Origin of the sequence: Mesorhizobium sp. LNJC394B00 (genome assembly GCF_000502555.1) — a bacterium.
Classification (GTDB): Bacteria; Pseudomonadota; Alphaproteobacteria; order Rhizobiales; family Rhizobiaceae; genus Mesorhizobium.
Genome location: NZ_AYWH01000011.1, coordinates 67,463 through 79,301 on the forward strand (window position 1 = coordinate 67,463; position 11,839 = coordinate 79,301).

An 11,839-nucleotide genomic window follows, 5' to 3' on the forward strand; every position below is an offset into this window, starting at 1 on the left:
GAGGCGGACCGAATGCTCAACGCTGCCGGCGTGCAAACCACACGCTGGCGGCGGCAAGCGCGATGAATCCGAGCGGAAAATAGAGCCTGATACCCAGCACCACGAACTGGTAGAGCGCCGTCAGCGAGGTGAAGACCAGTTCGAACGCCCACCGGGCGGTGAAGGCCTCCGCGTGCCATTCGGCATAGTAGGAGCGGTATTGCAGCGCAAACAACCCGCCGGTGAAGGCGAGCGTCGTGGCAAGCAGGCAGACGAAGGCGGCGGCGAACGCCACCTCCCAATGCCGGTCGAGCGAGACCAGCCGCGCCGCGAACAACCCGACGGGAAAGGCCAATGCCGCGCCGGTCGCAAACAGCAGGGCGACGAAGCGGATCTTTTCCGGGGTCTCCCAATTGTCGAGCCAAAGACCGGTCAGCGCGCTGGCGCCCATGGCCATCGCCCACAGCAAGGCGCCGACAAGCGCCGTGCCCGTCGCTGGTACGGCGCGGCTGACGCGTTTTCCGGCGCGCTTGCGCCAGCTGGATTGATCGAGCGCAGTCACAGGCGTCCGGTCACGGCGATCCAGCGAAAATCCGGCCCTTCGAAGCCGTATTGGCGCACCGCGATCAGCACCGCATAGGCGCTGATGCTGTCCATCGAGAACGTCTGCACCGCGCCGATCCTGTAGCCGTTCGGGCAGCCACGGCTTTTCGGGATCGATTTATCCTCATGCAGCAGATGGGTCTGGCCGCCATCCCTGGCCTCGATCCGCAGCAAGCGAAAACCGTTGATCTCGCCCTGGCTCTGGCAGCTTTCGGTGTCGTTCATGCCGATCTCGTCGAGCCGGAATTCCAGCGGCGGGTCGACCGGCGAAAAGATCGGCCGTGGGTTGACCACCATGCGGAACGGGTCGGCCGACAATTCGGTCACCGGGTTGAAGCCGGCGGTGATGCCGCGGTTGGCGGTAAGCTCGGCCTGGGCAATGATTGCTTCGCCTTTTTGCCTGGCTTGCTGACGGGCCGTCTCGAGCGAGGCGGTCTCATCCTTCAGCCGGACCCGGATTGGCGTGCCCTTCAGGAACGTGTCGTCGGCGGTGTTGATGTAGTAGCGATTGGCATAGGGAAAGCCCGAACCGTCTGCCACACCATATTCCTCGAAGGTGAAGACGCTGCCATCCTTGCTGAAGCCGAGGATTTCAAGCTCGGCGACATCGCCCGCTCGGGCGGCCATGGCGGATGCCAGATGGACCAGCAGGCAAACGCCAATCAGGACGAGATTTCGCATCGGGGTTCCGCTCCGCCTGCCTGGTTCGATCGTTCCCTATCACGAGACAGTCAAAACATCGTGCTATTCGAAAGGCGATGCATCCAATTTCGCCTCTGTTTGTTATCGTCGATCGTTTTCAAAAGGAGAACACCCCATGACTGAGGCCAGCAAGATTCGCGAGCATATGGAAGTGGTCGGCGCCGACGGCGTTCACATCGGCACCGTCGACAGGGTCGATGGCGAGCGGATCAAGTTGACCAAGGCCGACAGCGGCGAGGGCGCCCATCAGGGGCATCACCACTACATTCCCTTGAGCCTGCTTGCCGAGGTCGAGGGCCAGAAAGTCTGGCTGTCGGCGAATTCGGATGTCGCGGTCAGCTTCGAGGAAGAGGAGTCCGACCCGACCTGACTGAAAGTCAGCGCGACGACCACACCGGAAACAGATCGCCATCGGCCGGCGTCGCGGCATGGATGCCGCGGCTGATGGCGCGCGCCATGGTGGCGCCGGCGGCGGCAAAGAAATCGACGGCATCGTCGGCGCTGAGTTCTATGCCGCTCTTCCCCGTCGCCAGCGCGAACACCAGATCGCCGTCAGCCGGCGTGTGCACGGGCCAGATGGCGCGCACGAAGCCGTCATGCGCTGAAATGGCCAGCCGCTTGGCTGCCGCCTTGGTCAGCACGGCGTCGGTGGCGATGACGGCGATGGTGGTGTTGCCACCGGCCTCGGCTTGTCCACCGACACGCTTGTCGCGGTATTTCAACAGGATCCGCCTGGCATCGTCCGGCATTGGCGAGGGATAGCCGAGCCCGCCGAACTCATCGCCGATCTCGAAGGGCGCCGCCCAGAAATAGCGTGTACGGGCAATCGTCACCGAGCCGGTCGGGTTGGCGGCGGCGAGCGCGCCGATGGTGACGCCGCTGTCGAGCACAGTCGAGGCAGAGCCAAGGCCGCCCTTCAGCCCGGAACTCAGCGCCCCGGTGCCGGCGCCGATTGTGCCGAGCGGAAAGTCGACTGTTGCCGCCTGGGCGGCTTGGTAGCCGAGGTCGCGGTAGGGAGGATAACGGCCCCAATCCTTGTCGCCGCCATTGCGCAGGTCGAACAGGATCGCCGCCGGCACGATCGGCACGCGAAAGCCGCCGACATCGATGCCTATGCCGTTTTCACGCAACGCCGCCTGCACCCCCGATGCGGCGTCGAGGCCGAAGGCCGAGCCGCCCGACAGCACGACGGCATGAACCGCCTCGATGGAATTGTGCGGTTCGAGCAGGTCGGTCTCGCGCGTGCCCGGCGCGCCGCCGAGGATCTGCACGCCACCGACCGCCGGTTCATCGCACAGCACGGTCGTGACGCCCGATTTCAACCTTGCGTCCGACGCGTTGCCGACGCGCAGGCCGGCGACATCGGTGATCAGATTGCGCGGCCCGGTGCGAAACATCAATTCTTCTCCGCCGGCACGAAATGCGTCCCGTCGAAGCGGAAGGCGCGATAGAGGTTTTGGCTCAGATCGCCTTTGTCGTCGAACCGCAGCGGGCCGATCGCGGTGGTGAAATCATGCCCGGTTAGCGCGTCGGCCAGCCCCTTGCCCGAGGTCTCGGGCGCGGCCGAGGCCGCCTTGGCAATCTCCACCGCCGCGTAGGCCGGCAAGGCATAGCCATCCGGCGCGATGTTTTTGGCCGTAAACGCCGCCAGCACCTTGGGATCGGCGACATCGGCCCATTCCGGCGGCGCGATCATCAGCGTGCCGATGGCGTAAGGCACATCGCCGGGTGGCGTGCGCAAATTCTCGCCGCCGGCAAAGACGATGCCGGCCTCGAGCTGGCCGGCGTCGCGGCCCATAATGGCGATGTCGTCGCCGTCGCCACCGGCAAAGACATGCGTCGCGCCTGATTTCTTCAGCCGGCCGATCAGCCCGATCTGGTTGTCGAGCTGGGGCCGGAACGTGTCTGTGAAGACCGGCTTCAGCGCCGCCTGTTCGGCCGCTGCGCGCAGCGTCTCGGCGATTTCGCGGCCATAGATGGTGCCGTCATCGACGATGGCGAACAATTCGCTCTGCCACAGCCGGGTCAGGATGGCGGCCACCGCATTGCGCTCGTCGTCGCCGCGTGGCCCCAGCCGGTAGACCGGCCAGCCGGTTTTGGCGCGGCGGTCGGTCAGGCTTTCGGTGCGCACGCCAACGGTGATGACCGGTATGTCAGCGTCCTTGAGGATCGGCAGCGCCGCCTGGATCGCCTCGGTGCAGAGGAAGCCGACGACGATATCGACCTTCGCAGCGGCGAATTCCCTGGCGGCGGCAGCCCCGCCATCGGCGGTGCAGGCATCGTCGACCGTCTTGATCTCGGCGCTGTTGGCTTCTGCTGCCAGGGCAGCACCCGCCTCGATCTGCTTGCCCAGGATCGCCGACGGACCGGACAGGGGCGCGGCGACGCCGACAAGCAGCGTCTGCGCGCCGGCGCTTGCCGGCAGCAGCCAGAGCAGTGCCGCTATTACAGCTGTTGGGGGTCGCATTCTGACGACGAATTCCTCCGTGCCGGTCGCATGCTTCCAGCGTCTCTTCCGCCAAGACCTAAAGGCTGCCCGTCCCAGGCGCAACACGGGAATTTGCGGATTGGCGTCAACCACTTCGCTTGTGGCCTATTGTGTGCCGCCATATATAACGCTTGGATTCCCGCTTATGGAAAATCATCGGTGTTGAAGTTGAACGACATAGGGCCTCAGGCCTATCGCGACGCGATGGCGCATTTTGCCGGCCACGTCCATGTGGTGACCACCGACGGGCCCGCCGGCAAACGCGGCACGACGGTGATTGCGGCCTGTTCGGTGTCGGACACGCCGCCGACGGTTCTCGTCTGTCTCAACCGCGAGAATGCCAAGAACGAGCTCTTCGTGCAAAACGGCCGGTTTGCGCTGAACACGCTGGCTTCGCACCAGCAGCCCCTATCGGTGGCGTTTTCAGGCCTGACCGGGCTGTCTGCCGATGAGCGTTTCGGGTTTGGCGAGTGGGATGTCATATCGACGGGCGCGCCTACCCTGAAGGGCGCTCTTGCGGTTTTCGACTGCGAATTGATGGACACCAAGGATCTCGCCACCCATCGTGTGCTTTTTGGCAAGGTGACAGGCCTGCGCATGGGCGATAATTTGCGGCCGCTGATCTACCACGCCCGCGACTACCACGTGCTGCAGAGCGGAGCAGAGGCGGCAACGGAGAAAGAATGACCGAGCTGAAACCGCGCCCCGCGCCGCGGACGATCGACGAAACGCTCGATCTCCTGACCGGCGCGGACTATGTCGCGGACCGCTCGCTCGCAACGGTGCTGTTCCTGTCGCTGCGCATGCAGCGGCCGCTCTTCCTCGAGGGCGAGGCCGGCGTCGGCAAGACCGAGATCGCCAAGGTGCTGGCGCAGGCACTCGGCCGCCGGCTGATCCGCCTGCAATGCTATGAAGGGCTCGACGTCTCGTCCGCTGTCTATGAGTGGAATTACGCCGCGCAGATGATAGAGATCCGCATGGAGGAGGCGGCAGGCTCGGTCGACCGCTCCGACATGGAGCGCAATGTCTTTTCCGAAAAATACCTGATCCGCCGGCCGGTGCTCGATGCGCTGACCGGCAAGGCGGGTGCGGCCCCGGTGTTCCTGATCGACGAGCTCGACCGCACCGACGAAGCCTTCGAGGCGTTCCTGCTCGAAATCCTGTCCGATTTCCAGGTGACGGTGCCCGAGCTTGGCACGATCAAGGCGGAGGAGCCGCCGATCGTCATCATCACCACCAACCGCACCCGCGAAATCCACGACGCGCTGAAGCGGCGCTGCCTCTATCACTGGGTCGATTATCCCAATGCCGAGCGCGAGCTGGAGATCGTGCGGCGCAAGGTGCCGCAGGCCAACAGCCGGCTTTCGGCCGAAGTGGTGTCGTTCATCCAGAAGCTGCGCCAAGTCGAACTATTCAAGGCGCCGGGCGTTGCCGAGACCATCGACTGGGCCGGCGCGCTGACCGAACTCGACAAGGTGGCGCTCGATCCCGAAACCGTCTCCGACACGATCGGCGTTTTGCTGAAATACCAGGACGACATTGCCCGCATCGGCGCGGGCGAGGGCCGGCGCATCCTCGATGAGGTCAAGGCCGAACTGGCGGCGGCGGAGTAGGGCAGTGAAGGCGCCGGGTGCTTACCCCAAAGAGACCGAACCCAGAGAGGCGACCGAAGACGGGCGCATCGCCGACAACATCGTCTATTTCGCCCGCACCTTGCGCAAATCCGGCATGCGGGTCGGGCCGGCTTCGGTCAAGGATGGGATCGAGGCGGTGCTGGCAGCCGGCATCGGTTCGCGCGACGATTTCTACTGGACGCTGCATGCCGTGCTGGTGTCGCGGCACGAGGATCACCCTGTTTTCGACGAAGCCTTCCGGCTGTTCTGGAAATCGCGCGAGCTGATCGAGAAACTTCTGGTGATGTTCTCGCCGGTGGCGCCCGACACCAGGGAGAAGCAAAAGCCGCGCGCGGCAGAAAACCGCGTCAGCCAGGCCATGTTCGAAGGCCACGAGAAGAATCGGCCGGTCAGGGAAATCCCGGAGATCGAAGTCGACGCCCGGCTAACCTTCTCCGGGAATGAAGTGCTGCGCGGCAAGGACTTTGCCCAGATGAATGCCGACGAGATGGCAGACGCCAAGAAGGCGATTGCCCGGCTGCGGCTGCCGTTCGACATGGTCCGTACCCGACGCTTCAAGGCAGACCTGCATGGCCGCCGTATCGATCCACGCGCCATGATGCGCTCGGCCGCGCGCACCGGCGGCGAACTGNCCTGCATGGCCGCCGTATCGATCCACGCGCCATGATGCGCTCGGCCGCGCGCACCGGCGGCGAACTGATCCTGCCGAAATTCCGCTCAGCCCGCGAAGTGCATCCGCCGCTGGTGGTTCTCGCCGATATCTCCGGTTCGATGAGCCAGTACACGCGCATCTTCCTGCACTTTCTGCATGCGCTGACCGAAAAACGGCGGCGCGTGCACACCTTCGTCTTCGGCACGCGGCTGACCAATCTCACGCGGCAGATGCGCCATCGCGACCCCGATGCCGCCCTTGCCGACTGCTCGGCGGCGGTGAAGGACTGGTCGGGCGGCACCCGCATCGGCGATACGCTGGCGGAGTTCAACAAGCACTGGTCACGCCGCGTGCTCGGGCAGGGTGCGGTGGTGCTGCTGATCACCGACGGGCTGGAGCGCGACGATGTCGCCGGCCTGTCGGAGGAGATGGATCGCCTGCACAAATCCTGCCGGCGGCTGATCTGGCTGAATCCCCTATTGCGCTTCGACGGTTTCGAGGCCCGCGCCCGCGGCGTCAGAGCGATGCTGCCTCATGTCGACGAGTTCCGCTCGGTACACAATCTCGATGCGCTGGCCGACCTCTGCGCCTCGCTGGACAAGAAATCCGCCGCTTCGGTCGATCCGCGTCGCTGGCTGGACGCTGGTGTCAGGCGCGCCGCATAGCCATATTGGATTCCGAAAACAGGCTCCCAGAGAAAAACAGACTTTGAGGCAAGCGATCATGGACAACAGCATCTATCTCGATGAGGCCCGCGACCCCTTGATCATCGCGGAAGGCTGGATGAAGGACGGCAAGGATGTCGCCATCGCCACTGTGGTCGAGACCTGGGGTTCGGCGCCGAGGCCGGTTGGCAGTCATCTGGTCATCGACGCCGAAGGCAATTTCCACGGCTCGGTCTCGGGCGGCTGCGTCGAGGGCGCCGTGGTAAGCGAGGCGATCGACGTCATCGATAGCGGCAAGGCCAAAATGCTGGAGTTCGGCGTTGCCGACGAAACCGCCTGGCAGGTCGGCCTGTCCTGCGGCGGCCGCATCAAGGTCTATGTGGAGCGGCTTGGTTAGGCATGGATCCCTACGCTCTCAAAACGCTCAATGCCGAACGCCGGGCCCGCCGCGCCGCGATCCTGGTCACCGATCTCGGCGACGGCCGCGACCGCATCGTGCGCGAAGGCGACCAGGTTGCCGGCGATCTCGGGCAAGCGATCGCCAAGGCATTTCGCACCGGCAATTCCGGTTCGGTCGAGGCTGAAGGGCGCACCTTCTTCCTCAACGCGCATTTGCCGCAGCCGCGCCTGGTGGTAGTCGGCGCCGTCCATATCAGTCAGGCGCTGGCGCCGATGGCCAGGATCGCCGGCTATCCCCTGGAGATCGTCGATCCGCGCACCGCCTTCGCCACCCCGGACCGTTTTCCCGATGTAGCACTCCATGCCGAATGGCCGGAGGATGTGCTGAAACGCCAGCCGCTCGACAGCTATACGGCGCTCGCCGCCGTAACCCATGATCCGAAGATCGACGATTTCGCACTGAAGGCCGCGCTCGACGCCAACTGTTTCTATGTCGGCGCACTCGGCAGCCGCAAAACACACGCCAGGCGCGTCGAGCGCCTGCTGGCGCTCGGCGCCAGCGCCGACCAGATCGCCCGCATCCACGCACCGATCGGTATCGACATTGGCGCGGCGAGCCCGGCCGAGATCGCCGTCGCCATCCTGGCGCAGACGATCCACGCCTTTCGCTCGCGCGGGCTGGAATCGAAAGGCGCTGCGGCGTGAGATTCGGTCCGGTTCCAATCGACAAGGCGCAAGGCGCGGTGCTGGCGCATGCCACGACGGCGGGCGAGCGGCGTTTCCGCAAGGCGCACAGGCTGAGCACGCAGGACGTGGCGGTGCTGAAGGCGGCCGGCATTACCGAGATCGTCGTGGCGGTGCTTGCCGCCGATGACCTCAGCGAGGATGCGGCGGCCGAAAAGATTGCTGCCAGCATGGCCCACCGCAACATAGAGGCAAAACCGGCCGCGACCGGCCGCGTCAACCTCCATGCCAAGGCCGCCGGTCTCTTCACCGTCGATGCCGCCATGATCGACGCCATCAATGCGGTCGACCCGACCATCACCATCGCCACGCTGGCGCAGCACGCGCCGGTTGAGCAGGGCCAGATGGTGGCGACGGTCAAGATCATCCCGTTCGCCGTTGCCTCGGCCCTTGTCGATGCGGTGACAAAGATCTGCGCCGGCGGCGAGATCTTCGCCGTCAACGCCTACCATCCGGTGCGCATCGGCGTCATCCAGACGGTGCTGCCCGGCATCAAGGCGAGCGTGCTCGACAAGACGCTACGCGTCACCGAAGCGCGGCTGGCACGCTCCGGCGGCCGGCTGACGACGGAGCGCCGCACGCCGCACGAAATTGCGCCCGTCGCCGAGGCCGCCGCCGCGCTGGCGCGCGACAACGACATGGTGGTGATCTTCGGCGCCTCGGCGATGAGCGATTTCAACGATGTCGTTCCGGCGGCGATCGAGGCAGCAGGTGGCACGGTGATCCGCGCGGGCATGCCCGTCGATCCCGGCAATCTGCTGGTGCTGGGCACGCTCGACGGCAAGCGCGTCATCGGCGCGCCCGGTTGCGCCCGCAGCCCCAAGGAGAACGGTTTCGATTGGGTGCTCGACAGGCTGATCGCCGGTCTCGACGTCACCGCCAAGGACATCGCCGGCATGGGCGTTGGCGGCCTCTTGATGGAAATCCCGACCCGGCCGCAGCCGCGCGAGCCGCTGCCGGCGAGAGCCGGGCTGAAGGTCGAGATCGTGCTTCTGGCCGCCGGTCGCTCCAGCCGCATGGGCGGGCCGAACAAGCTTCTGGCGCTGTTCGACGGCAAACCGCTGGTGCGCCGGACAGTCGAGCGCGCACTGGCCTCGAAGGCAACCAGCACCGTTGTCGTCACCGGCCACCAGCGTGAGCGGGTGCACCAAGCCTTGACCGGCCTCGACGTGATCTTCGCCGACAATCCGGATTTTGCCGACGGCCTTTCCTCGTCTCTAAAAGCCGGCATTGCCCGCGTTGGAGCCGAGGCGGCCGGCGCCATGATCGTCCTCGGCGACATGCCGGGTATCTCATCGGCCGATCTCGACCGGTTGATCGAGGCCTTCCGTAGGGACGGCGGCCGCTCAGTGGTGCGTGCCGCCCATGACGGCCGCCGCGGCAATCCGGTGCTGCTGCCACGCGCGCTGTTTGGAGGCATCGCTCACCTCGAGGGCGACACCGGCGCCCGCCATCTGGTCGAGGCCGAGGGACTGGATGTCATCGACGTCGAGATCGGCGACGGCGCGTCGATCGATGTCGACACCCGTGAGGCGCTGGAAGACGCCGGCGGCGTGCTGCAGGATTGACAAAGCGAAGCCGAAAAACGCATGCCTTTAGCATGGCTCTCTCTTTACTTGCCTCAGCGCTTCTACCCCCCTCTGGCCTGCCGGCCATCTCCCCCTCAAGGGGGGAGATCAGCAGCCTCGATGGCGGCGTCTATCCTGCAGCTTTGAAGATTGGCGGAAGGCGGCGTGATATCCAATCTCCCCCCTTGAGGGGGAGATGGCCGGCAGCCCAGAGGGGGGCGGCCGCGCTCCATAGCCTTCTGATTTCGCTCTTTTTCCTGTTCTCTGCCGCCCACGCCGACGCGCTCGAACTAAAACCCTACAAGGATGACCTCTTCGCCTATCCGGCGACGCTCTCGTCCACGGACAAAGGCGCCTACACCGTCATCGACTATCGCGAGATGCGCGACATCAACGACCGCGACGAAGTGCCGGAAAAGCGCGTGCATGCGCAGTATACCGACACCGGCGTGCGCAAGGTGCAGCAGGATTTGATGCTGAAAACCGATGCCGGGGATGTCAGGCATGTCGCTGTCGGCAAGACCGATGGCGCCGGCATCATCGTGCTTTACCTGCACGGGCAGGGCGGCAGCCGCAAGCAGGGTGTCGACGACTTCACCTTCGGCGGCAATTTCAACCGCATCAAGAACCTGATGGCCGGCAATGGCGGCCTTTATCTCTCACCCGATTTCACCGATTTCGGCGACAAGGGCGCGGCGCAGATCGCAGCCCTGATCGGCCACTATGCCGAGGCCTCGCCGGACGCGAAGATTTTCGTCGCCTGCGGCTCGATGGGTGGTGCGCTGTGCTGGAAACTTGCCGGCCGCGACGATACCGGACGGCGCATCAGCGGGCTGCTGCTGCTCGGCTCGCTATGGGATGACAGCTTCCTTTCGAGCCCGGCTTACAGGCGTCACGTGCCGGTGTTTTTCGGCCAGGGCAGCAAGGACCCGGTCTTTCCCGTGGAGAAACAGGAAGCCTTCTTCCGCTCCATCATTGCGAACTCGAAAGCCTATCCGACCCGGTTCGTCCGTTTTGAAACGGGCACCCACGGCACGCCGATCCGCATGGTGGACTGGCGCCAAACGTTGAACTGGATGCTGTCAAAAGCGCCCTGAGGCATATGGCCCAGAGGTGCCCGTTGGTTTTGGCGATCATGGTTCGGCCGATATCCTTACTGGGGTAGGCTGATATGATCCAACAGATCGGAAGCACAGCGATGGACGCTCACCCCTTCAAGATCCAAATTCCGAACGAACAACTTGAAGATCTCCAGCGCCGGCTTAGCGCAACACGATGGCCAATTCCGCTAAGCGAAGCGGGCTGGAGTGATGGGGCCGACCTGCCGTTCATCAAGCGCCTTGCGGATTACTGGCGAGACCGCTTCGACTGGAGAGTGCAAGAGGCGCGGCTGAACCGGCTGCCGCAATATCTGACGAGGCTGAACAACCTAGATGTCCACTTTGTCCACCAGCCAGGCAACGGACCGGCGCCGCTGCCGCTGATCATAACGCATGGCTGGCCCGGCTCGTTCATCGAAATGGAACACGTCATTCCATTGCTGGCAGACCCAGCTGCCCATGGTGGTGACCCGGCCGACGCTTTCCACGTGGTAGTTCCCTCCTTGCCCGGATACGGCTTTTCCCAGGCGCCGACGGAACCAGGCTTCCATTCCGGCCGCATCGCGGAGTTATGGGTACAGTTGATGCGGGGGCTCGGCTAAGACCGCTTCGCTTCCCAAGGAGGCGACATCGGGGCGGGCGTTTCCGCCTGGATGGCACGGCTCCATTCCGAAAGCGTGCTTGGCGTCCACGTCAATTACATTCCCGGGAGCTATCGGCCACCCTTGGGTGCAGGTCTGCCACCCGTCACCGTTGAGGAGCAGGCCTTTCTGGACAACGCCGCGGCCTGGACGGCAACGGAGGGCGCCTATGCCCATCTGCAGGGCACGAAGCCTCAGACGCTTGCTTATGCTCTGACAGACTCGCCGATCGGTCTCGCAGCCTGGATGATCGAGAAGTTCCGTAGCTGGAGCGATTGCGACGGTGACGTGGAGCGCACCTTCGGCATGGACACGCTCCTTACGGATGTTTCGCTCTATTGGTTCAGCAACGCGCTCACCTCGTCCTTGCGGCTCTACAAGGAGAATCGACTGTTCCCTCTTGCGTTCGAGACGCTGGAACGCGTTTCGCCGCCATTTGGGGTAGCGCTTTTCCCTCGCGAGTTGCCGATGCCGCCTCGATCCTGGGTGGCGCGGGTCTTTGACGTTCAGCGATGGACATCGATGCCGCGAGGCGGCCATTTCGCTGCGCTGGAGGAACCGAGTCTTCTGGTCGAAGACATTCGCGCCTTCTTCCGGCCGATGCGTTCCCGGCCTGAAACGAGAAGGCGAATGTGAAGGACTGCTTGAGCGCGGCGGTTCCTGC

At 64.6% G+C, this 11,839-nt stretch carries 13 protein-coding genes and 1 pseudogene; 10 read left to right on the forward strand and 4 right to left on the reverse strand.

The features are described from left to right. Positions 1–16: 16 nt before the first annotated feature. The gene (locus X751_RS01000000164200) at positions 17–436 is read right to left on the reverse strand and encodes a hypothetical protein (protein WP_245261990.1); all 420 of its coding nucleotides are present in this window, start codon (positions 434–436) and stop codon (positions 17–19) included. Positions 437–537: 101 nt separating this feature from the next. Then, positions 538–1,263 (reverse strand): DUF2259 domain-containing protein, encoded by a 726-nt coding sequence (locus X751_RS138405; protein WP_023745980.1) that lies wholly within the window; start codon positions 1,261–1,263, stop codon positions 538–540. A 136-nt stretch (positions 1,264–1,399) separates the two neighbouring features. Here X751_RS138405 and X751_RS138400 point away from each other — a divergent pair, with 136 nt between their 5' ends. After that, positions 1,400–1,654: a DUF2171 domain-containing protein gene (locus tag X751_RS138400; RefSeq protein WP_023669083.1), complete on the forward strand. Its 255-nt coding sequence runs from the start codon at positions 1,400–1,402 to the stop codon at positions 1,652–1,654. A gap of 7 nt (positions 1,655–1,661) precedes the next feature. Here the strand turns inward: X751_RS138400 and X751_RS138395 are convergent, their stop codons facing one another. Beyond that, positions 1,662–2,681: a P1 family peptidase gene (locus X751_RS138395; RefSeq protein WP_023745981.1), complete on the reverse strand. Its 1,020-nt coding sequence runs from the start codon at positions 2,679–2,681 to the stop codon at positions 1,662–1,664. Continuing rightward, positions 2,681–3,751: a branched-chain amino acid ABC transporter substrate-binding protein gene (locus X751_RS138390; protein WP_023745982.1), complete on the reverse strand. Its 1,071-nt coding sequence runs from the start codon at positions 3,749–3,751 to the stop codon at positions 2,681–2,683. Before X751_RS138390 ends, X751_RS138395 begins: the two co-directional genes overlap by 1 nt. A 180-nt stretch (positions 3,752–3,931) precedes the next feature. Between X751_RS138390 and X751_RS138385 the strand changes: the two genes are divergently transcribed. The 9 genes and pseudogenes from X751_RS138385 (at position 3,932) to X751_RS1000000168105 (ending at position 11,811) form a co-directional block, all read left to right on the forward strand. Then, positions 3,932–4,459, forward strand: a complete 528-nt coding sequence (locus tag X751_RS138385; RefSeq protein WP_023745983.1) for a flavin reductase — start codon at positions 3,932–3,934, stop codon at positions 4,457–4,459. After that, positions 4,456–5,385: a MoxR family ATPase gene (locus X751_RS138380; RefSeq protein WP_023711480.1), complete on the forward strand. Its 930-nt coding sequence runs from the start codon at positions 4,456–4,458 to the stop codon at positions 5,383–5,385. The genes X751_RS138385 and X751_RS138380 overlap by 4 nt, the downstream gene beginning before the upstream one ends. 4 nt (positions 5,386–5,389) lie before the next feature. Continuing rightward, positions 5,390–6,723, forward strand: a pseudogene (locus X751_RS01000000164205) (VWA domain-containing protein). 58 nt (positions 6,724–6,781) lie between these two features. Beyond that, the gene (locus tag X751_RS138375; RefSeq protein WP_023734542.1) at positions 6,782–7,120 is read left to right on the forward strand and encodes an XdhC family protein; all 339 of its coding nucleotides are present in this window, start codon (positions 6,782–6,784) and stop codon (positions 7,118–7,120) included. A 2-nt stretch (positions 7,121–7,122) separates the two neighbouring features. After that, positions 7,123–7,827: an XdhC family protein gene (locus X751_RS138370; protein ID WP_023745984.1), complete on the forward strand. Its 705-nt coding sequence runs from the start codon at positions 7,123–7,125 to the stop codon at positions 7,825–7,827. After that, a complete protein-coding gene (locus X751_RS138365) occupies positions 7,824–9,434 on the forward strand; it encodes a molybdopterin-binding/glycosyltransferase family 2 protein (protein WP_023736529.1) in 1,611 nt (536 codons plus the stop codon). Before X751_RS138370 ends, X751_RS138365 begins: the two co-directional genes overlap by 4 nt. A gap of 185 nt (positions 9,435–9,619) precedes the next feature. Then, positions 9,620–10,531 carry an alpha/beta hydrolase gene (locus tag X751_RS138360; protein ID WP_245260151.1) on the forward strand — a complete coding sequence of 304 codons (912 nt, stop codon included), beginning with the start codon at positions 9,620–9,622 and terminating at the stop codon, positions 10,529–10,531. Positions 10,532–10,605: 74 nt separating this feature from the next. Further along, the gene (locus X751_RS1000000168100; protein WP_245265829.1) at positions 10,606–11,136 is read left to right on the forward strand and encodes an epoxide hydrolase; all 531 of its coding nucleotides are present in this window, start codon (positions 10,606–10,608) and stop codon (positions 11,134–11,136) included. Positions 11,137–11,187: 51 nt separating this feature from the next. Next, positions 11,188–11,811, forward strand: a complete 624-nt coding sequence (locus X751_RS1000000168105) for a hypothetical protein (RefSeq protein ID WP_245265830.1) — start codon at positions 11,188–11,190, stop codon at positions 11,809–11,811. The last annotated feature ends 28 nt before the right edge of the window (positions 11,812–11,839 follow it).